Here is a 21,186-nt window from a genome sequence, read left to right on the forward strand (position 1 = left end):
GGTAATCAATAGCGTTATAGTTAATCCGCTTATTCTCAGGGCGGGGCGAAATTCCCCACCGGCGGTAAATCAACTCAGGTTGAAAGCCCGCGAGCGCTTTGGGTGCAAACCTAAAGGTCAGCAGATCCGGTGTAATTCCGGGGCCGACGGTTAGAGTCCGGATGGGAGAGAGTAACGATCCAGTCGGGCATGGACCCGCTCACGTTATTTTTTTGCCGCTTGTCGGTACTCCTAAGACTGCCCTGATTCTGGTAACCATAATTTTAGTGAGGTTTTTTTACCATGAATCAGACGCTACTTTCCTCTTTTGGTACGCCTTTTGAACGTGTCGAACACGCTCTGTCTGCGCTGCGCGAAGGCCGCGGTGTGATGGTGCTGGATGACGAAGATCGTGAAAACGAAGGCGATATGATTTTCCCGGCAGAAACCATGACCGTTGAGCAGATGGCACTGACCATCCGTCACGGTAGCGGTATTGTCTGCCTGTGCATCACCGAAGATCGTCGTAAACAACTCGATCTGCCGATGATGGTGGAAAATAACACCAGCGCTTATGGCACCGGTTTTACCGTGACTATTGAAGCGGCGGTAGGTGTTACAACCGGCGTTTCCGCAGCCGATCGCGTGACCACCGTTCGTGCGGCGATCGCCGATGGCGCAAAACCTTCCGATCTGAACCGTCCGGGACACGTTTTCCCATTGCGCGCTCAGCCGGGCGGCGTATTGACCCGCGGTGGCCACACCGAAGCGACCATCGATCTGGTGACGCTGGCGGGCTTCAAACCGGCGGGTGTCCTGTGTGAACTGACCAATGATGATGGCAGCATGGCGCGTGCGCCGGAGTGCATCGACTTTGCAGGCAAACACAATATGGCTGTTGTGACGATCGAAGACCTGGTGGCTTACCGACAGGCGCACGAACGTAAAGCCAGCTAACTCTGCCTTGCCGGATAGTGGTGCAAGCACCTTATCCGGCAAATTTCGCTTTTTCAAACATCCTGTCGGTTAATAAACATCCAATCTTTTTCTCTATGATCGAAATCATCTTTTCGATTTCATACTATGCCAGTATATAATCCTACCTACTTATAGGTATGTTAAATTTTAACGCTAAATATCTGTTAATGTTAAATTTTAAGGGTAAAAGGATGTTTATTGCCTGGTACTGGATTGTATTAATTGTTCTGGTGGTCGTGGGATATGTTTGCCACATGAAACGCTACTGTAAGGCGTTTCGGCAGGATCGTGATGCGCTAATGGAAATCCGCAATAAATTACTTCGTCGTGATGATGAAGAACGCGTCATGACTAAAGAGCAGGAATAACCGCTTCCTGCCCTCTCTGTTACCCGATCCCCATCGTCTGAAGTATGACCAGACTCAGCCCCATCACCGACATTCCGCACAGAACTCCATAGCTGGGGTTGTTGTTGGGATCGATCTCTTTTGCCAGCGGCATCAGTTCATCCACCGACAGCGCAACCATAATGCCGGCGACTGCGGCCATAATCGCCGCCATAACGACAGGTGACACTAGGCTACCAAGAATTAGCCACGCCAGCACACCGCCCAATATTTCTGCCATCCCGGAAATGCCCGCCCAGAAAATCGCGGTTCGTTTAGAACCGGTGGCCGCATAGACCGGCCCGGCGACTGCCAGACCTTCCGGAATATTATGCAGGGCAACCGCCAGCGCGACGCCGAATCCTAACTCCAGGTTACTGCTGGCGGTGACGTAGGTGGCAATTCCTTCCGGGAAGTTGTGCAGACTGATCCCCAGCGTCAGCAGGATGGCGGTACGTTTAATCGAGCCAGGAATCGGCTGCGTTCTTTTTTGCATCAGATCCTGCGGGTGGGCATGTGGAAGCAGACGATCCAAACCAAAATAACCCAGCAGGCCGATGATAAACATGCCGTAGCCCAGAACTGGCGGCATTCCCTTTGTACCCAGCGCGGCGGGCAGCATCTCCATCAAAGAGATCAGCAGCATGATCCCGGCGGCAAATCCGAGCGAAAACGCCAGCAGGCGATTAGAGGGCTTTTGCCCCAGTACGCCAAGAAACGCGCCAATGAACGTGGCGGCCCCCGCCAGTAAGGTCAGAATTAAAGGTACTGACATCAATGACTCCTTATACATCTCGCTGACCTTCAAAATAACTGATGATCATCATCATGGTTATCAGAGTTCTTCATTCATCGAAAGAGGGTATTGTAAGACCATCAAAATGACTCCCTGAGTAAGGATATCATCATGTCTTCAATTCGTATGCCAGCATTGTTTTTGGGACACGGCAGTCCGATGAACGTTCTGGAAGATAACCTGTATACCCGCGCCTGGCAGCAGCTTGGGGAGACACTGCCGCGTCCGAAAGCGATTGTGGTGGTGTCTGCCCACTGGTACACCCGAGGTACCGGCGTCACCGCGATGGAAGCGCCTAAGACCATTCATGATTTCGGCGGTTTCCCGCAGGCGTTGTACGACACGCATTACCCGGCGCCCGGCTCACCTGAACTGGCGCAGCACCTGGTTGATTTGCTTGCACCGGTGCCGGTTGCGCTCGACAAAGAAGCCTGGGGCTTTGACCACGGTTCCTGGGGTGTGCTGATAAAGATGTACCCGAATGCCGATATCCCCATGGTGCAGTTGAGCATTGATAGCACCAAACCGGCGGCCTGGCATTTTGAAATCGGGCGTAAACTGGCGGCGCTGCGTGATGAAGGCATCATGCTGGTGGCCAGCGGCAACGTAGTGCATAACCTGCGCACGGCGCGCTGGCACGGCGATAATAACCCGTATCCGTGGGCGACATCGTTCAATGATTTTGTCAAAGCGAACCTGAGCTGGCAGGGACCGGTTGAGCAGCATCCGTTGGTCAATTATCTCGATCATGAAGGCGGCTCACTGTCGAACCCGACACCGGATCACTATCTGCCGCTGCTGTATGTGCTGGGCGCATGGGATGGTAAAGAACCGATGACGCTCCCGGTTGATGGTATCGAGATGGGCAGCCTGAGTATGCTGTCGGTACAGGTGGGATGATTAATGCCGGGTAAGGCGGAGTCGCCACCCGGCGTTCTCAATTACTCGACAAAAATATGCGGGTAGAAGCGGGACAGATCCTGAGTGATCAGCGCTCTGTCTTCGCGAATACCGATCCCGGCAGGCTGATCGTTGATCAACCAGCTACCGATCAGCATATAACTGTCGCCAAATTTCGGTAGTTGATGGAACTGCTGTACGATCATGCCTTCTTCACCGTACGGTCCTTCCACTGCTTCGATCGTTTTACCGTTCTCGATAATGGAGACGTTTGCGCCTTCACGCGAGAAGATCGGTTTCACGACGAATTTTTCCATCTGCGGATAATCGTCTTCGGCGAAATAAGCGGGAAGCAGGTTCGGATGGTTCGGGAACATTTCCCACAGCAGCGGCAACAGCGCCTTGTTGGAGATAATGCTTTTCCAGGCCGGCTCCAGCCAGCGCACGCCAGCGTCTTCCAGCTTAGTGGAAAACATCTCGCGCAGCATAAACTCCCACGGATAGAGTTTGAACAGGTTGGCTATCACCTGATCCTGTAAATCCGTGAACTGACCTTTTTCACCCAGCCCAATATCTTCGATATAGAGGAATTCAGTGGCGATCTCCGCTTCCGCTGCACAATCCTGCAGATACTGAATGGTGCCGCGATCTTCAACCGTATCACGACAGCAGGTCAGATGCAGAAGCTGGAAGCCGTACTGCTCACGCAGCTCGGCGAAGCGCTCGATGAGCTTTTCCTGCAGGCTGTTAAACTGGTCGCTGCCTTCCGGCAGATTGCCCGCATTGATCTGATCTTCAAGCCAGATCCACTGGAAAAACGCCGCTTCGTACAGCGAGGTCGGAGTATCGGCGTTGTTCTCCAGCAGCTTCGGTTCGCCAGAGCCATCCCACGCCAGATCAAGACGCGAGTAGAGCGACGGCTGGTTTGTCTGCCAGGACTGACGAACAAAGCCCCAGGTGTGCTTAGGAATACGGAATTTGGTCATTAGTTCGTCGCTGGCGATCACTTTCTCGACCACCTTGAGACACATCTGGTGCAGCTCAGCGGTCACATCTTCCAGCTTTTCAACCTGGGCCAGCGTGAGTTTGTAATAGGCATCTTCACACCAGTACGGTTCGCCGTACATGGTGTGAAAATTAAAACCGTATTCCGTGGCTTTATCGCGCCAGTCCGGGCGTTCGGTAATACTGACTCTTTCCATGCGTATCAGCCACCCATTGAACGCGTGGAGGTGCCGCTTGCGCTACGCTGCATGGCGCTCTGTTTGGCTACAGATTCACCGAAGCCGCCGCGCGTTACGGTAGAGGTGGTTGCCGGTTTCGGCGCCATGGCGGTTTTAGGAACCGTCATCGTACGACCAGGCTGTGCGGCGCCGTAGTTTTTACCACCCGCATCGGTGTATTTACCGTAAGCCGGGCTGGCCGGGTTTTTCGAGCTGAACAGCGGTTGCTGCGCAAAGCCCGCGCCGCCGCCCATCATGCGGCCCATCATATAACCCGCCATCAGCGGCATCCAGAAACTGCCGCTGGACTGCTGTGCCTGCGCTTCTGGCGCCATGCCTGACTGAGCAGGGGCTTGCTGACACTGGCCTTCACCGAACTCAGCGATACAATCTTCGCGAGTGGCATATTTCGGCGCGGTACGTTCCGCTTCTTTCAGCGCATTGTTGTATGTGGTGGTACATTCTGCACTTTTACCCGGATTGGCTGCCGAGCAGTCATCCGCATTCTGATACAGCGATACGGTTTCATCGCTTTTCTCACAGCCCGCCAGCATAAACACAGCGGTAACGGCTAACGCCACAGGCGTCAGATGGCGTGCGCTCCAGCTTTTGCGGAACGAGGCGTGATGGATGGATTTTGTCCGTTTCATTTTCGTCTTTCCTGGACCCAGTGGTTATTACTGCTCAGGATAGAGGATGAGTGGTTGAAAATGAAGCGAGAAGAGGCGGGAATGCGGAACAATGGCGGGATCTTTACGTTGCCTTACGTTCAGACGGGGCCGCAGCCCCGTCATCGCGTTTAATTACGGAACGGATTTTTACCGTTGCTGCTGGAAGAACGTACCGACGCCGGTTGCGTGGCGGGCGCTGTCGCGTTGGCGGCATAGCCGTCAGCGTTCGCGTCCATCTGCGGGGTTTCCGGCGCGACGTGTTCCGGCGAGGTGGAGATCGGTTTGCCCAACGTGTTGTTCAGCGCCACCAGATCCTGCTCGTTCAACGTACCCAGCGCTGACTTGATATTCAGCTGGTTGATCAGGTAGTTATAACGCGCATTCGCCAGTTGCTGCTTGGCGTTGTACAGCGTGGTGGTCGCATCCAATACATCAACGATAGTACGTGTACCCACGGAGTAGCCTGCTTCCATCGCGTCTAATGAGCTCTGGGCGGAAACCACCGCTTGTTTGTACGCGTTAATGCTGCTGATTGACGCATTGATATTGTTGAAGGAAGAACGTACGGTCTGCACTACGCTACGGTGGGCACTTTCCAGTTGCTCACTGGCGCCAACAAAGTTGTATTGCGCCTGTTTCACCTGCGAGTTCACCATCCCGCCCTGATAAATCGGCAGCGAGAAGCTCAGGCCGACTTTGTTCTGGCCCATGTTGCTGTCGTCATACTGGGAGCCTACCGCGCTGCCGCGGGTTTTCGAACCACTGTAGGAGGTATCAGATACGCCGGTAGAGGCAGTTAAGTCCAGCGTTGGCAGGTGACCATCCTGCGCCTGGCGAATCTGCTCACGTGCCAGATCCTGGCTCAGACGCGCCTGCAACAACGTCAGGTTGCGGTTTTCGGCTTCTTTCAGCAGGGCGTTCACCGCCTGCGGCTTGTCGGTTTTGAAGCTGTCAACGTTCAGCGATGCCAGCTCCGGATAGTAGTTGCCGGTAACCTGACGCAGTTCTTCAACCGCATTGTCGAGATCGTTACGGGCGGTCACTTCGTTGGCCAGCACGGTATCGTATTGCGAACGGGCGTTTTGCACGTCAGTGATGGCCACCAGACCCACGTTGAAACGCTGGGTGGTTTGATCCAACTGACGATAAATCGCCTCTTTCTGCGCCTGGGTGTAAGAGAGAACGTCAATGGCGTTCAGCACTTTAAAATAGGCGCTCGCGGTGTTGAGGATCAGCGTCTGCTGGTCCGTCTGGAAAGTCACGTCCTGAATACCCGCCGATTTTTCCTGCAGGGTCAGCGCACGCCATTTCGACATATCGAAAAGGGTCTGCGTTAATTGCAAGGACGCGCTGGTGGCATTTGAGTTCACGCCGTTAGCATCGCGGTAGCCGTTGCTGTAGGTGTAATCGGCACCTAAGCCCAGTTGAGGCAGTAAAGGACTACGTGCTTCGTTGATTTTTTCGAATGCAGCATCGCGATCGGCGGCGGATTTACGCAATTCCGGGTTGCTCAGGCGTGCTTGCTGATAAACTTGCATCAGGTTCTCTGCCTGGCTCAGTGTGCTGAACCCCGACAGGCTCAGGCCGATAAGGATGGGGAGCAATTTCTTCATTTGCATTCCTTGTTGTGAAGCAGTATTTAGCGCTGATCAAATTTTAAAAATAATTGCTGATTCTAGCAGAATCCGCCACCGCAAAAAGTTGGCGTTCTGTGCCATCAGGCGTTAATTTGCACCAATTTACCACAAGGTCGATGAAACGGCAGTCAAACGCCCTTGAAATTCACATTTAAATCACTATTGGTACAGGACGGCACAATGCGCAAATCAGGCAACTCGCCAGTAACTTTCGCCAAAAACGATGTAGAAATTATTGCACGAGAAACGCTATATCGCGGTTTTTTTTCGCTGGATCTTTATCGCTTTCGCCACCGTTTGTTCAACGGTGAAATGAGCCAGGAAGTGCGTAGAGAAATTTTTGAGCGCGGCCATGCGGCAGTCTTGCTACCCTTTGACCCTGAGCGGGATGAAGTGGTGTTAGTTGAGCAGGTGCGCATCGCGGCCTATGACACCAGTGAAACGCCGTGGCTACTGGAAATGGTGGCCGGGATGATCGAAGAGGGTGAAAGCGTTGAGGATGTGGCCCGCCGTGAAGCGATGGAAGAGGCCGGCATTGAGGTAAAACGGACGAAACCGGTGCTCAGTTTTCTGGCAAGCCCTGGCGGCACCAGTGAGCGCTCGTCAATTATGGTGGGTGAAGTGGACGCCACGACCGCAAACGGGATTCACGGTCTGGCTGATGAAAACGAAGACATTCGGGTTCATGTGGTAAGCCGGGAGCAGGCTTACCGTTGGGTAGAAGAGGGGAAAATTGATAACGCGGCTTCGGTCATCGCCCTGCAATGGCTGCAACTGCACTATAAAGAGCTAATAAACGAGTGGAAAAAATGAAGCGCTATACACCTGACTTCCCTGAAATGATGCGTCTTTGCGAAACGAACTTTTCGCAACTGCGACGTCTGCTGCCGCGTAATGATGCGCCTGGCGAAACGGTGAGTTACCAGGTGGGCAACGCACAATATCGGATTACGATCGTTGAATCGACCCGATACACCACGCTGGTGACCATCGAGCAGACGGCGCCGACCATCACCTACTGGAGCCTGCCGTCACTGACTGTACGGCTCTACCATGACGCAATGGTCGCCGAAGTGTGTTCAAGTCAGCAGATCTTTCGCTTCAAAGCACGGTATGATTATCCAAATAAAAAGTTGCATCAACGCGACGAAAAGCATCAAATTAATCAGTTTCTGGCCGATTGGCTGCGATACTGCTTAGCACATGGAGCGATGGCGATTCCGGTTTACTAGCGTCGTGAAACCTAAGGACACCATTTGGAAAGCCTGTTAAACCTTTCTCTGGCTGGTGAGGCCAGGGTCAGGATCTTACAAATTACTGATACTCACCTGTTTGCCGAAAAGCACGAAACGCTATTGGGCGTAAACACCTGGGAAAGCTACCAGGCCGTGTTGGATGCCATTCATGCCGAGGGGCAGGAATACGATCTGATCGTGGCGACAGGTGATTTAGCTCAGGATCAAACCGCTGCGGCTTATCAGCATTTTGCTGAAGGCATCGCAAGCTTTCGTGCGCCTTGCGTTTGGTTGCCCGGTAATCATGACTTCCAGCCTGCGATGTATAGCGCATTACAAGAGGCGGGGATCTCCCCTGCAAAATGCGTCATGGTTGGCGAGCAGTGGCAAATTCTGCTGCTGGACAGTCAGGTCTTCGGCGTACCTCACGGTGAACTGAGCGAATTTCAGCTCGAGTGGCTGGAGCGTAAACTTGCTGCGGCCCCTGAGCGTCACACTCTGTTGCTTCTGCATCATCACCCCATGCCTGCGGGATGCAGTTGGCTGGATCAACACAGCCTGCGTAACGCGGCGGAACTGGACAACGTGCTGGTGAATTATCCGCGCGTGAAATATCTGCTTTGCGGGCATATTCATCAGGAACTGGATCTCGACTGGAATGGCCGCCGTCTGCTGGCGACGCCCTCCACCTGCGTTCAGTTCAAACCCCATTGTGCGAACTTTACCCTTGATAGCATCGGCCCTGGCTGGCGTACGCTGGAGCTGTTTGCCGACGGTACGTTGAAAACAGACGTCTGTCGTTTGCAAGGGACTGAGTTCCGACCTGATACCGCTTCTGAAGGCTACTGATGTCTACGCTTCTCTACCTGCACGGCTTCAATAGCTCGCCCCGTTCGGCGAAGGCCTGCCTGCTGAAAAACTGGCTGCACGAACACTATCCTCATGTCGAGATGGTTGTGCCGCAGCTGCCGCCGTATCCGGCCGATGCCGCAGAGATGCTGGAGTCTATCGTACTGGAGCATGGCGGCGAGGCGCTGGGCGTGGTGGGATCATCATTAGGCGGTTATTACGCCACCTGGCTGTCACAGTGCTTTATGCTGCCCGCGGTTGTCGTCAACCCGGCTGTCCGGCCATTTGAACTGTTGACTGACTACCTCGGTCAGAACGAGAACCCCTACACGGGGCAGCAATATGTGCTAGAGTCACGCCATATTTACGATCTTAAAGTCATGCAGATCGACCCGCTGGAAGCGTCGGATTTAATCTGGCTGCTGCAACAGACGGGAGATGAAGTGCTGGACTACCGCCAGGCAGTGGCGTATTACGCCTCATGCCGCCAGACTGTTATTGAAGGTGGAAACCATGCATTCACGGGCTTCGAAGATTATTTCAACCCGATTGTCGATTTCCTTGGACTGCACAGTTGCTGACAATCATTTCGAATTGCTATTAAAACCATGACGCAAACTTATAACGCTGATGCCATTGAGGTACTCACTGGGCTTGAGCCGGTACGCCGTCGCCCAGGGATGTATACCGATACGACCCGCCCTAACCATCTTGGGCAGGAAGTGATTGATAACAGTGTCGATGAAGCACTGGCGGGCCACGCGAAACGCGTGGATGTGATTTTACATGCCGATCAATCTCTGGAAGTTATCGACGACGGTCGCGGCATGCCCGTGGACATTCACCCGGAAGAGGGCGTTCCGGCGGTTGAACTGATCCTCTGTCGGCTGCACGCGGGCGGCAAGTTCTCGAACAAGAACTATCAGTTCTCCGGCGGCCTGCACGGCGTAGGGATCTCCGTGGTCAACGCCCTGTCGAAGCGCGTGGAAGTGAACGTGCGTCGTGATGGTCAGGTGTATAACATTGCGTTTGAGAACGGCGACAAGGTTCAGGATTTGCAGGTTGTTGGCACCTGCGGCAAGCGTAATACCGGCACCAGCGTCCATTTCTGGCCTGACGAAACCTTTTTCGACAGCCCGCGTTTTTCTGTCTCGCGCTTAACGCACGTGCTGAAAGCCAAAGCTGTGCTGTGCCCTGGCGTTGAAATCACCTTTAAAGATGAAGTTAATAACAGCGAACAGCGCTGGTGCTATCAGGATGGCCTGAACGATTATCTGCGCGAAGCGGTAAACGGCCTGCCGACGCTGCCGGAAAAACCGTTCATCGGCAATTTTTCCGGTGACACGGAAACGGTCGACTGGGCGCTGCTGTGGTTGCCGGAAGGCGGCGAACTGCTGACCGAAAGCTACGTGAACCTGATCCCGACCATGCAGGGCGGGACGCACGTCAATGGTCTGCGTCAGGGGCTGCTCGACGCGATGCGTGAGTTCTGCGAATACCGCAACATTCTGCCGCGCGGCGTGAAGCTCTCAGCGGAAGATATCTGGGATCGCTGCGCCTACGTGCTGTCGGTGAAAATGCAGGATCCACAGTTTGCCGGACAGACCAAAGAACGTTTGTCGTCGCGTCAGTGTGCAGCGTTCGTCTCTGGTGTGGTGAAAGATGCCTTCAGCCTGTGGCTGAACCAGAACGTCCAGTCAGCCGAGCTGTTAGCGGAGATGGTGATCTCCAGCGCTCAGCGCCGACTGCGCGCGGCGAAAAAAGTGGTGCGTAAAAAGCTGACCAGCGGTCCGGCGCTGCCGGGAAAACTGGCGGACTGTACCGCGCAGGATCTGAATCGTACCGAACTGTTCCTGGTGGAAGGGGACTCGGCGGGCGGCTCCGCCAAGCAGGCGCGCGATCGTGAATATCAGGCGATCATGCCGCTGAAGGGTAAGATCCTGAACACCTGGGAAGTCTCTTCTGATGAAGTACTGGCCTCACAGGAAGTGCACGATATTTCTGTCGCGATCGGCATCGATCCGGACAGCGACGATCTGAGCCAGTTACGTTACGGTAAGATCTGTATCCTGGCGGATGCGGACTCCGATGGTCTGCACATCGCCACGCTACTGTGCGCGCTGTTTGTGAAGCATTTCCGCACGCTGGTGAAACATGGACACGTCTACGTCGCGCTACCGCCGTTGTACCGAATTGACCTCGGCAAAGAGGTTTATTACGCGCTGACGGAAGAAGAGAAAGCGGGCGTACTGGAACAGTTGAAGCGCAAGAAAGGCAAGCCAAACGTACAGCGCTTTAAAGGACTGGGTGAAATGAACCCGATGCAGTTGCGTGAAACCACGCTGGATCCCAACACGCGTCGTCTGGTCCAGCTCGTCATTGATGATGAGGACGATCAGCGCACTAACGCCATGATGGATATGCTGCTGGCGAAGAAACGCTCTGAAGATCGCCGTAACTGGTTGCAGGAAAAAGGCGACCTCGCAGATATCGACGGGTAATTATACGTTTCATTGTTAATAAAAAGGGTAAGCCATCATGGCTTACCCTTTTGCTTTCAGGATATCTGATTGATCTTGCCAGAGAGGTCTATTAGGCTCAATCGAGGCGAGAACGCGGATTGACGTTATGGCACTGACCGGGGATGGACGCCAAAAATACATAATAAGGAAACAGGATGAACAACACACATCTGTCTAAGAGCGTCGACGCCCTTAAACCCTCCGCTATCAGGGAATTACTCAAACATAGCAAAATGCCTGGTGTGATATCGCTGGGCGGCGGTATTCCCAGCCCGGAACTGTTTGATAATACAGGGCTGGAAATGGCCACGCGTAACATGATGGAAAACCAGTTTCTGGATGCGTTCCAGTACGGTCTGAGTGAAGGTTTTCCGCCTCTGCGGGAAGCGATCGCTCAGTTGTGTCAGAAGCGAGGCATTCAGACCGCGTCCGACGCCATTCTGGTGACCAATGGGTCCCAGCAGTCGCTGGATATTCTGGTGAGAACGCTGATCAATCCGGGCGACAAAGTGGTCGTCGAACGTCCGACCTATCTTGCCGCCTTGCAGGTGCTGCAACTGTCTCAGGCGGATATTCTGTCTGTTGGTACCGATAAAGACGGCATGATCGTAGACGATCTGGAAGTTTTGCTGCAGAACAACACGATCAAGTTTGTGTACATCGTGCCGACGTTCGGTAACCCCGGTGGCGTGGTTCTTAGTGATTCCCGTCGTCAGAAGTTGGTTCAACTGGCGAAACAGCATGACTTTGCCATCATCGAAGACGATCCCTACGGTGAAATCAATTTCACCGGCGAGACCTATAAAACGCTGTTCCAGCATGCCCGAGAGAGCGGATGTCCTGAGCAGGTGATTTATACCTCGACTTTTTCCAAGATTCTGGCTCCAGGCCTGCGTGTGGGTTGGGTGGTACTGCCGGAATGGATCAGACAAAAAGCGACCATCGTTAAACAGGCGACCGATCTGCATACCAGCGCGCATTCGCAGGCAATGGCCGCCAGCTATTTGACGTTAGGTCGTCTGGACGATCAAATTCAGCTCATTCGTCAGGCGTACCGTGAGAAGTGCTATTTGCTGGCGGACGCGATTCGCAGTGAACTGGGCGAGCATATCTCATTCCATATGCCGCAGGGTGGGATGTTCCTGTGGGGGACGTTCCGTGATGATTTTGATACCACGGCATGGCTTTCCCGCACACTGCGGGAAAAAGTGGTATTCGTGCCGGGAGAGTTCTTCTTCTGTGATAAGCCGGACAAACGGACGCTACGGATGTCTTTTGCGACGCCAACGGCGGATGAGCTTGAAGAAGCGGTACGGAGATTGAAAAAAGCGTTGCCCTGAGGTCGCTGTTGCCGGGTCTGACACTAATGGCTGACCCGGCGCAACGCGGTATGTTTAAATACCGGATTCCAGAATACGAATATTCATCTCCAGCACATCGCCTTTAACGGCTTCGCTGTAGGCTTTCATATGCGGGGTTTGCAGGTGCGCTTCAAGATGCGCGATGCTTTCCCACTGCTCAATCATCACGATTGAATCAGGCGCCATGGTCTGAAAACTCACGTTTGCCGCATGATCTACCATCGGCGCGTAGCCGTGGCAGCCTTCTTCTTTCAGTACGGTTGGAACAATTTTCGCAAACTGATCGAGGACGGCCTGACGGTGATGTTGTCCCGGACGGGTGCGGATTTCAGCAATAACTGTAAGCATGGTTAACTCCTTCTAATTCCAGGTTACCAGTTAACCAAAAATCGCCTGCAGATGCTCGCGATATTCTGCAACAGAACGTGGTACATCCGGCATTTTAATGACGTCATTGGTAATAAAGGTCGGCAGCGCTTCCATTCCAAGGAATTGATTCGCCTTATGGAACGGCAGATAAACGCCATCAACGCCCACGCCGTGGAAAAACTGATCTTTATCGGTGAAGGCTTCCATCGGTGCGTTCCAGGTCAGAGAAAGCATGTATTTTTTCCCCTGAATCAGACCGCCGGAGCCGTATTTCTTCGAAGCATCTGAGCGGGTACGACCATCGCTGGCATACAGTGTGCCGTGGCCTTCGGTGAACACGTCATCAATGTATTTTTTCATGGTCCACGGCGCACCCATCCACCAGCCTGGCATTTGCCAGATAACCACGTCCGCCCAGACGAAGTTCTGCACTTCTTCTTTCACGTCGTAATCGCTGTCAGCGCGGACCATTTTGACGTTATGCCCGAGGTCGCGCAGAGTGCCGTCAGCGACTTCCGTCAGGGTGTCGTTCAATTGGCCATTGGAGTGTGCGAATTTTTTCGCGCCGTTGATAATCAGGATGTTGCTCATTATTAATCCTCTGAAATGCGTTTGAGGCTAATTTTACGTCAACAGCCGGTAGGGTGAAATTAGCAAAATGTGCAAAGTCTTTTGCATCTGGCGCAATAATCGACGATTACCACTTCACTGTCGCGATAAAACCCCCGTCTGGCGCATTGTCAAACGACACTGTCATTGTGTGCAGGGCTGCAATGCGACGGACAATCGACAGGCCCAGTCCGCTGCCGGTAACCTGCTGTCCGGGCGGGCGATAAAAGCGTTCGCCAATGTGAGGCAAGACTTCTGCCGTGACGCCGGGGCCGTTGTCTCTGACCGTAAACTGCCGGGCGTCAAGCGTGACATCCACCTCGCTACCTTTGGGGCTGTAGCGGATGGCGTTATCCAGCAGATTGCGCACCAGCAAACTGAGCAGTAGCGGTTGCCCGGTGTGCGTCACATTATGAGCGTTGATCTGCAAACGCACATCAATCTGCGCCTGCTGCGCGGGTTGCCAGATGTCCATTACCGCAGACTGAAGCACTTCCTCAAGAGAGAGCGTGGCGACGTCCTGCAGGTTATCCAGCGAGTCGAGACGGGAAAGCGTCAGCAACTGGTCGACCAGACGCGTGGCACGATCGATGCCCGTATGGAGTTGCATCAGCGCTTTCTCGCGTGCTTGCGGATCATCATCAGAAAGCTGCGCCACCTCCGTCTGGACTTTTAGCGCCGTTAACGGACTACGCAGTTCGTGGGCGGCGTCTGAGGTAAAGCGCCGTTCGCGCACCATCATCTTATGGGTACGGGTAAAAAGCTGGTTGAGCGATTCGACCAGCGGGCGCACTTCACTCGGGACGCCGTGTGAGCTGAGCGGCTCGCTGGATTCCGGATCGCGCAGACGCAACGCCTGCGCCAGCTTTTTAAGCGGCATGAGCTCCCGATGCAGCAGCATAATCAACAACAGCAGCATCAGCGGCAGGGCGATAAGCCAGGGAATCAGTTGCGCCGTCACAATCGCCAGCGCCATATCTTCACGGTATTCCCACTCCTGACCGACCACGATGCGGTACTTACCATCGGAGGAAGTCAGCCAGATAAAACGCCATTTATCGTCATCGCCATTTAACTTGCCGTCATCAAAGCCTTCCCGGCAGTAGCTATAGGGGATGTTCTGACCATTATCGCCGTCGTGCAGCACCATCTTGCCGTCCGTGGTGTAGACGGCAAAGGTCAGCGCATCATCATCAACATGACCGTGTTTGAATTTCTTTGGCGTATGCGCCATCCGTTCGGTGGCGTGCAGTTCATTGATATCGAGCGTAACCAGGCGTTTGGCGAAGAGCATCAACTGGGTATCAAACAGTTCATCAACGTTATCCGTTGTTTTTTTCCAGGCGACAAAACTCGATGCCGCCCAGGTAATGGCTGACAGAATCAGAAAAATGAGGGTAAGCCTGACGCGCAGGCTGAGTCGCTGGGTCACGATGATACCTCGCCAAGCGTATAGCCGATGCCGTGAACGGTGCGAATGAAATTGCTGCCCAGCTTGCGTCGCAGATGGTGGACGTGCACTTCAACGGCATTGCTGGTGACCTCTTCGTCCCAGTTATACAGCTTCTCTTCAATGAGCTTGCGCGGCAGCACGCGACCTTTATTACGCATCAGTAATTCCAGAAGTGCGAACTCTTTTGGCTTGAGTATCAATGGCTCACCCGCCAGCGTCGCGACCCGATCGCCGGGACGTAAGCTCACCCGCCCGTGGCGTAATTCACTGCTGGCCTGACCGCTGGCGCGACGCATCAGAGCCTCCAGTCTGGCGGCGACTTCTATCAGTGCAAAGGGCTTACACAGATAATCATCGGCTCCGAGTCGAAGGCCTTCCACACGCTCGGCCAGCGCATCGCGCGCGGTGAGGATCAGCACCGGCTCGCGCTTTCCCTGTTCGCGCCAGTCGCGCAGAATATCGCGCCCGTCCATTCCCGGCAGCGTGAGATCGAGGATCACCGCGTCGTAAGGCGCGCTGTAGAGCGCTTCTTTTCCCTGACGACCTTCGGTAAACCAGTCGACGCTAAAGCCCATTTTACTCAGCCCGGTTTTAATGCCGTCACCAATCAACGCATCATCTTCAACCAGTAAAATTCGCATATTTTCATCCCTGCACCCGCTGTGATAAAGGCAAGTAAACCGCGATGTTGCACGTGATGTACAGCAAAAAAGAGACTTTTTTTGCCTTAAGAACTTGTTAAGGATTACCGTATTTAATGGATGTGAAATGACATCAAAGGGAGAAATGATCATGAAAAAACTGGCTGCAATTGTTGCCGTCATGGCGCTCTGCTCCGCACCGGTTCTGGCCGCGCAGCAGGGTGGTTTTTCTGGCCCGTCCGCGACGCAAACGCAGAGCGGCGGCTTCCAGGGGCCTAACGGTAGTAGCACGACGGTAGAAAGTGCGAAATCCTTGCGTGATGACACCTGGGTGACGCTGCGCGGCAACATCGTTGAACGTATTTCCGATGACCTCTATCTGTTTAAAGATGCGACAGGCACCATCAATGTCGATATCGACCACAAACGCTGGAATGGCGTGACGGTTACCCCGCAGGATACCGTTGAAATTCAGGGTGAAGTGGATAAAGACTGGAATTCCGTTGAAATTGACGTGAAGCAAATCAGTAAAGTCAGCAAATAATCCCTGTCAGGGCCGCGTTCGCGGCCCTTTTCTTTGTGACTCAACGCGTCAGATAAGGTAGTATCTGCGGCAATATTGCCTGAAAAGATACCGGGTATCAGGCGGGCTTACAGTTGAGGAATCACGATTAATGAGCGATATGGCAGAGCGCCTTGCGCTGCATGAATTCACGGAAAACGCCTATCTGAATTACTCCATGTACGTCATCATGGACAGGGCGTTGCCGTTTATTGGTGATGGTCTGAAACCCGTTCAGCGCCGCATCGTCTATGCGATGTCAGAGCTGGGGCTGAATGCCAGCGCCAAATTTAAAAAATCCGCCCGTACCGTCGGCGACGTGTTGGGTAAATATCACCCGCACGGAGACAGCGCCTGCTATGAGGCCATGGTGCTGATGGCGCAGCCGTTCTCTTACCGTTATCCGCTGGTTGATGGCCAGGGGAACTGGGGGGCGCCGGACGATCCGAAATCCTTCGCGGCGATGCGTTATACCGAATCCCGCCTGTCCAGATACGCCGAACTGCTGCTGAGTGAACTCGGCCAGGGAACCGCTGACTGGGTGCCAAACTTCGACGGAACAATGCAGGAGCCGAAAATGCTGCCTGCGCGTCTGCCGAACATCCTGCTTAACGGTACAACCGGTATCGCGGTCGGCATGGCGACCGATATTCCGCCGCACAACCTGCGTGAAGTGGCAAAAGCCGCGATCACCCTGATTGAGCAGCCGAAAACCACGCTGGACGAGGTGCTGGATATTGTCCACGGCCCGGACTACCCGACCGAAGCGGAAATCATTACCCCGCGCGCCGAGATTCGTAAAATTTATGAAAACGGGCGCGGCTCTGTGCGCATGCGCGCGGTGTGGAAGAAAGAAGACGGCGCGGTGGTAATTACCGCGCTGCCGCACCAGGTTTCCGGCGCGCGCGTGCTGGAGCAAATCGCCGCCCAGATGCGCAATAAAAAGCTGCCGATGGTAGACGATTTGCGCGATGAGTCAGACCACGAAAACCCGACCCGTCTGGTGGTGGTGCCGCGTTCCAATCGCGTGGACATGGAACAGGTGATGAACCACCTGTTTGCCACCACCGATCTGGAAAAGAGCTATCGCATTAACCTTAATATGATCGGTCTTGACGGGCGTCCGGCGGTGAAAAACCTGCTGGAGATCCTCACCGAATGGCTGGCGTTCCGTCGCGATACCGTGCGTCGTCGCCTGAACTATCGCCTCGAGAAAGTCCTCAAACGCCTGCATATCCTGGAAGGTTTGCTGGTGGCGTTTCTCAATATTGACGAAGTCATTGAGATCATCCGTACGGAAGATGAGCCGAAACCCGCGCTGATGTCGCGTTTTGGTATTACCGAAACGCAGGCCGAAGCGATCCTCGAACTGAAATTGCGTCATCTCGCCAAACTGGAAGAGATGAAGATTCGCGGTGAGCAGGATGAACTGGCGAAAGAACGCGATCAGCTACAGGCGATCCTCGCGTCTGAACGCAAAATGAATACCCTGCTGAAGAAAGAACTTCAGGCCGATGCCGACGCCTATGGTGACGATCGTCGTTCACCGCTTCGCGAGCGCGAAGAAGCGAAAGCAATGAGCGAACACGACATGCTGCCGTCTGAGCCTGTGACGATCGTGTTGTCGCAGATGGGCTGGGTGCGTAGCGCCAAAGGTCATGACATCGACGCACAGGGACTGAACTACAAAGCGGGCGACAGCTTTAAATCCGCTGTGAAAGGGAAGAGCAACCAGCCAGTGGTGTTTATCGATACCACCGGACGTAGTTACGCCATTGATCCGATCACGCTGCCGTCGGCGCGCGGTCAGGGCGAACCGTTGACCGGCAAACTGACGCTGCCGCCAGGCGCGACCGTTGAGCACATGCTGATGGAAGGCGATGAGCAGAAACTGTTGATGGCATCCGATGCGGGTTACGGTTTTGTCTGTACGTTCAACGATCTGGTGGCGCGCAACCGTGCCGGTAAGACACTCATCACGCTGCCGGAAAACGCCCGCGTGATGCCGCCGGTGGTGATTGAAGATGAAACGGATATGCTGCTGGCGATAACGACGGCCGGACGTATGCTGATGTTCCCGGTCAGCGATCTGCCGCAGTTGTCGAAAGGCAAAGGGAATAAGATCATCAACATTCCGTCTGCGGATGCGGCGCGTGGTGACGATGCGCTGGCGCTACTGTATGTTCTGCCGCCGCAAAGTACGCTGACGATTCACGTCGGGAAACGCAAAATCAAGCTGCGCCCTGAGGAATTGCAGAAAGTGACCGGCGAGCGCGGCCGTCGCGGGACGTTGATGCGCGGTTTGCAACGCATCGATCGCATCGACATTGATTCGCCGCGTCGTGCCAGCAGTGGCGACAGCGAAGAGTAAAATGCTGTTAAACGCCTGAAGGCATAAGTAGGCCTGATAAGAGGCAACGCGCCGCCATCAGGCAACACTATCGTGCCGGATGGCGGCGTTAATACCTTATCCGGCCTGCGGTTGTAACGATACCGCCAGGCCGGATGACAGTAAAATTTCCCGTAAAACCGTTGTTTATTCGTGAGTCGCGATTAACAATACAGTTTTCCAGAGAGCCACATTAACAATACCCTAACCTGATAGCAGGTGACGTAGAATCCCGGGCTCTTAGGCCTTCAGAGGTTGTTATGCTATTTATTTTTCGACTTATTATTACCGTTATCTATTCCATTCTGGTTTGTGTTTTCGGTTCTCTTTACTGCCTGCTCAGCCCGCGTAACCCAAAACACGTCGCGACCTTCGGGCATATGTTTGGTCGCCTGGCACCGTTGTTCGGCCTGAAGGTAGAGTGCCGTAAACCCGCGGATGCGGAAAGCTACGGCAACGCTATCTATATCGCTAACCATCAGAATAACTACGATATGGTGACCGCCGCGAATATCGTGCAGCCGCCCACCGTGACCGTCGGGAAGAAGAGCCTGCTGTGGATCCCGTTTTTTGGTCAGCTTTACTGGCTGACAGGGAACCTGCTGATCGACCGTAATAACCGCGCAAAAGCGCACGGCACGATTGCTGAAGTGGTGAATCATTTTAAAAAGCGTCGTATCTCCATCTGGATGTTTCCGGAAGGCACCCGCAGCCGGGGTCGTGGCCTGCTGCCGTTTAAAACCGGGGCGTTTCATGCCGCGATTGCGGCTGGCGTCCCGATTATTCCGGTGTGCGTTTCCAATACCTCGAATAAAATTAATCTGAATCGCCTGAAGAATGGTCTGGTGATTGTGGAGATGCTGCCGCCGGTGGATATCAGTCAGTATGGTAAAGATCAGGTTCGTGAACTAGCCGCGCACTGCCGCTCGTTGATGGAACAAAAGATCGCTGAACTGGATAAAGAAGTCGCCGAGCGCGAAGCCGCCGGAAAAGTGTGATTCAGCGATAAATGCTTACTCATTCGTGCTGCAAGCCAACGCGCATGCAGCCTGGAGTATGACGAGTTTTTGCAGGAAACGAGTTCCTGCCCGTAATTTAGCCAGTTTTACATGGAGCTTATATGTCACTCAGTCGGCGTCAGTTCATTCAGGCATCGGGGATCGCGCTGTGCGCAGGTGCCGTTCCGCTGAGGGCCCATGCTGCCGGTCAGCAACAGCCGCTGCCCGTTCCGCCGCTACTGGAGTCCCGCCGGGGCCAGCCGCTGTTTATGACGCTGCAGCGTTCGCACTGGTCCTTTACCCAGGGCACGCGAGCGCCGGTCTGGGGGATTAACGGGCGTTATCTCGGGCCGACGATCCGCGTCTGGAAAGGGGATGACGTTAAGCTGATCTACAGTAACCGTCTGGCAGAAAACGTCTCGATGACTATCGCCGGTCTTCAGGTGCCGGGTCCGCTGATGGGCGGTCCGGCGCGCATGATGTCGCCAAACGCGGACTGGGCGCCGGTACTGCCCATCCGCCAGAACGCCGCCACGCTGTGGTACCACGCCAATACGCCGAACCGTACCGCGCAGCAGGTTTATAATGGCCTGGCCGGGATGTGGCTGGTTGAAGATGAGGTCAGTAAATCGCTGCCGATCCCCAACCATTACGGTGTCGATGACTTCCCGATTATTATTCAGGACAAGCGGCTGGATAACTTCGGCACGCCGGAATACAGCGAGCCTGGCAGCGGCGGTTTTGTCGGCGATACGCTGTTGGTCAACGGCGTCCAAAGCCCTTACGTGGAAGTGTCCCGCGGCTGGGTGCGTCTGCGTTTGCTGAATGCCTCTAACTCCCGTCGTTATCAGTTGCAGATGAGCGACGGTCGCGCGCTGCATGTTATCTCCGGCGACCAGGGCTTTTTGCCGGCACCGGTGTCAGTAAAACAGTTGTCGCTGGCACCCGGCGAGCGCCGCGAAATTCTGGTTGATATGACCAATGGCGATGAAGTGTCGATTACCTGCGGTGAGGCAGCGAGCATTGTCGACCGGATCCGGGGGTTCTTTGAACCGTCGAGCATTCTGGTGTCCACGCTGGTGTTAACGCTGCGCCCAACCGGTCTGTTGCCACTGGTGACCGACAGCCTGCCGATGCGTCTGCTGCCGACCGAGATCATGAGCGGTACGCCAATTCGCAGTCGCGACATCAGTCTGGGCGACGATCCAGGCATCAACGGCCAGTTATGGGACGTCAACCGCATTGATATCACTGCGCAGCAGGGTTCCTGGGAGCGCTGGACGGTGCGGGCCGATATGCCGCAGTCATTCCATATTGAAGGGGTGTCGTTCCTCGTGCGTAACGTCAACGGCGCGATGCCATTCCCGGAAGATCGTGGCTGGAAAGATACCGTCTGGGTGGATGGGCAGGTAGAGCTGCTGGTTTACTACGGACAGCCGTCCTGGGCGCATTTCCCGTTTTACTTCCACAGCCAGACGCTGGAAATGGCGGACCGTGGTTCAATCGGTCAGATTCTGGTGAATCCGGCGGCGTAATCCTCCTCTCTCTCGCGACGATGCGAGAGAGATTATCCTTCGATTTCTCATTCGTTCCGGCATATAATCGCCGGCCTTTGATTATTTTTTTAC

At 54.4% G+C, this 21,186-nt stretch carries 21 protein-coding genes and 1 riboswitch; of the genes, 13 read left to right on the top strand and 8 right to left on the bottom strand.

Annotation, left to right across the window (positions count from 1 at the left end; translation table 11 throughout):
• Nucleotides 1-27: 27 nt before the first annotated feature.
• Nucleotides 28-177: riboswitch (FMN riboswitch) on the top strand.
• Between the two features lie 105 nt (nucleotides 178-282).
• The gene (gene ribB / locus HVX64_RS04090) at nucleotides 283-936 is read left to right on the top strand and encodes a 3,4-dihydroxy-2-butanone-4-phosphate synthase (RefSeq protein WP_042998177.1); all 654 of its coding nucleotides are present in this window, start codon (nucleotides 283-285) and stop codon (nucleotides 934-936) included.
• 212 nt (nucleotides 937-1,148) lie between these two features.
• On the top strand, nucleotides 1,149-1,325 hold the full coding sequence (locus tag HVX64_RS04095) for a hypothetical protein (RefSeq protein ID WP_042998176.1): 177 nt from the start codon (nucleotides 1,149-1,151) through the stop codon (nucleotides 1,323-1,325).
• 19 nt (nucleotides 1,326-1,344) lie between these two features.
• On the opposite strand, the gene zupT is transcribed toward HVX64_RS04095, so the two are convergent.
• The gene (zupT, locus tag HVX64_RS04100; RefSeq protein WP_042998175.1) at nucleotides 1,345-2,118 is read right to left on the bottom strand and encodes a zinc transporter ZupT; all 774 of its coding nucleotides are present in this window, start codon (nucleotides 2,116-2,118) and stop codon (nucleotides 1,345-1,347) included.
• 132 nt (nucleotides 2,119-2,250) lie between these two features.
• On the opposite strand from zupT, the gene ygiD reads away from it, so the two are divergent.
• Nucleotides 2,251-3,039 (top strand): 4,5-DOPA dioxygenase extradiol, encoded by a 789-nt coding sequence (gene ygiD, locus HVX64_RS04105; RefSeq protein WP_044255755.1) that lies wholly within the window; start codon nucleotides 2,251-2,253, stop codon nucleotides 3,037-3,039.
• Between the two features lie 41 nt (nucleotides 3,040-3,080).
• Here ygiD and HVX64_RS04110 read toward each other — a convergent pair whose 3' ends face one another.
• The 3 genes from HVX64_RS04110 to tolC all read right to left on the bottom strand — a co-directional run bounded on the left by HVX64_RS04110 (nucleotide 3,081) and on the right by tolC (nucleotide 6,546).
• Nucleotides 3,081-4,241 carry a glutathionylspermidine synthase family protein gene (locus HVX64_RS04110; protein WP_042998173.1) on the bottom strand — a complete coding sequence of 387 codons (1,161 nt, stop codon included), beginning with the start codon at nucleotides 4,239-4,241 and terminating at the stop codon, nucleotides 3,081-3,083.
• A gap of 5 nt (nucleotides 4,242-4,246) precedes the next feature.
• On the bottom strand, nucleotides 4,247-4,912 hold the full coding sequence (locus HVX64_RS04115; protein WP_044255752.1) for a DUF1190 family protein: 666 nt from the start codon (nucleotides 4,910-4,912) through the stop codon (nucleotides 4,247-4,249).
• A gap of 149 nt (nucleotides 4,913-5,061) precedes the next feature.
• On the bottom strand, nucleotides 5,062-6,546 hold the full coding sequence (tolC, locus tag HVX64_RS04120) for an outer membrane channel protein TolC (RefSeq protein ID WP_042998171.1): 1,485 nt from the start codon (nucleotides 6,544-6,546) through the stop codon (nucleotides 5,062-5,064).
• Between the two features lie 204 nt (nucleotides 6,547-6,750).
• On the opposite strand from tolC, the gene nudF reads away from it, so the two are divergent.
• The 6 genes from nudF (at nucleotide 6,751) to HVX64_RS04150 (ending at nucleotide 12,516) form a co-directional block, all read left to right on the top strand.
• Entirely contained in the window at nucleotides 6,751-7,383 is a 633-nt protein-coding gene (gene nudF / locus HVX64_RS04125; protein WP_042998170.1) for an ADP-ribose diphosphatase, read from the top strand.
• On the top strand, nucleotides 7,380-7,802 hold the full coding sequence (locus tag HVX64_RS04130; protein ID WP_042998169.1) for a DUF1249 family protein: 423 nt from the start codon (nucleotides 7,380-7,382) through the stop codon (nucleotides 7,800-7,802). The genes nudF and HVX64_RS04130 overlap by 4 nt, the downstream gene beginning before the upstream one ends.
• A gap of 24 nt (nucleotides 7,803-7,826) precedes the next feature.
• Nucleotides 7,827-8,654 (top strand): 3',5'-cyclic-AMP phosphodiesterase, encoded by an 828-nt coding sequence (cpdA, locus tag HVX64_RS04135; protein WP_042998168.1) that lies wholly within the window; start codon nucleotides 7,827-7,829, stop codon nucleotides 8,652-8,654.
• Entirely contained in the window at nucleotides 8,654-9,235 is a 582-nt protein-coding gene (gene yqiA, locus HVX64_RS04140; protein ID WP_042998167.1) for an esterase YqiA, read from the top strand. Before cpdA ends, yqiA begins: the two co-directional genes overlap by 1 nt.
• 27 nt (nucleotides 9,236-9,262) lie before the next feature.
• On the top strand, nucleotides 9,263-11,155 hold the full coding sequence (parE, locus tag HVX64_RS04145) for a DNA topoisomerase IV subunit B (protein WP_044255748.1): 1,893 nt from the start codon (nucleotides 9,263-9,265) through the stop codon (nucleotides 11,153-11,155).
• Between the two features lie 176 nt (nucleotides 11,156-11,331).
• Entirely contained in the window at nucleotides 11,332-12,516 is a 1,185-nt protein-coding gene (locus HVX64_RS04150) for a PLP-dependent aminotransferase family protein (protein ID WP_044255745.1), read from the top strand.
• A 54-nt stretch (nucleotides 12,517-12,570) separates the two neighbouring features.
• Here HVX64_RS04150 and HVX64_RS04155 read toward each other — a convergent pair whose 3' ends face one another.
• The 4 genes from HVX64_RS04155 to qseB all read right to left on the bottom strand — a co-directional run bounded on the left by HVX64_RS04155 (nucleotide 12,571) and on the right by qseB (nucleotide 15,609).
• Entirely contained in the window at nucleotides 12,571-12,885 is a 315-nt protein-coding gene (locus HVX64_RS04155) for a putative quinol monooxygenase (RefSeq protein WP_042998164.1), read from the bottom strand.
• Between the two features lie 30 nt (nucleotides 12,886-12,915).
• Nucleotides 12,916-13,497, bottom strand: a complete 582-nt coding sequence (locus tag HVX64_RS04160; RefSeq protein ID WP_044255742.1) for an NAD(P)H-dependent oxidoreductase — start codon at nucleotides 13,495-13,497, stop codon at nucleotides 12,916-12,918.
• Nucleotides 13,498-13,603: 106 nt separating this feature from the next.
• On the bottom strand, nucleotides 13,604-14,953 hold the full coding sequence (gene qseC, locus HVX64_RS04165) for a quorum sensing histidine kinase QseC (protein ID WP_181825422.1): 1,350 nt from the start codon (nucleotides 14,951-14,953) through the stop codon (nucleotides 13,604-13,606).
• Nucleotides 14,944-15,609, bottom strand: coding sequence for a quorum sensing response regulator transcription factor QseB (qseB, locus tag HVX64_RS04170; protein WP_044255734.1), 666 nt, complete (start codon nucleotides 15,607-15,609; stop codon nucleotides 14,944-14,946). The genes qseC and qseB overlap by 10 nt, the downstream gene beginning before the upstream one ends.
• Nucleotides 15,610-15,760: 151 nt before the next feature.
• Between qseB and HVX64_RS04175 the strand changes: the two genes are divergently transcribed.
• The 4 genes from HVX64_RS04175 to ftsP all read left to right on the top strand — a co-directional run bounded on the left by HVX64_RS04175 (nucleotide 15,761) and on the right by ftsP (nucleotide 21,093).
• Nucleotides 15,761-16,153, top strand: coding sequence for a YgiW/YdeI family stress tolerance OB fold protein (locus tag HVX64_RS04175; protein ID WP_042324346.1), 393 nt, complete (start codon nucleotides 15,761-15,763; stop codon nucleotides 16,151-16,153).
• Between the two features lie 130 nt (nucleotides 16,154-16,283).
• Nucleotides 16,284-18,542, top strand: coding sequence for a DNA topoisomerase IV subunit A (gene parC / locus HVX64_RS04180; protein WP_061070588.1), 2,259 nt, complete (start codon nucleotides 16,284-16,286; stop codon nucleotides 18,540-18,542).
• Between the two features lie 278 nt (nucleotides 18,543-18,820).
• On the top strand, nucleotides 18,821-19,558 hold the full coding sequence (gene plsC, locus HVX64_RS04185; protein WP_042998159.1) for a 1-acylglycerol-3-phosphate O-acyltransferase: 738 nt from the start codon (nucleotides 18,821-18,823) through the stop codon (nucleotides 19,556-19,558).
• A gap of 122 nt (nucleotides 19,559-19,680) precedes the next feature.
• On the top strand, nucleotides 19,681-21,093 hold the full coding sequence (ftsP, locus tag HVX64_RS04190) for a cell division protein FtsP (RefSeq protein ID WP_042998158.1): 1,413 nt from the start codon (nucleotides 19,681-19,683) through the stop codon (nucleotides 21,091-21,093).
• The last annotated feature ends 93 nt before the right edge of the window (nucleotides 21,094-21,186 follow it).

Source organism: Citrobacter sp. RHB20-C16, assembly GCF_013890155.1.
Lineage (GTDB): Bacteria > Pseudomonadota > Gammaproteobacteria > Enterobacterales > Enterobacteriaceae > Citrobacter_A > Citrobacter_A amalonaticus.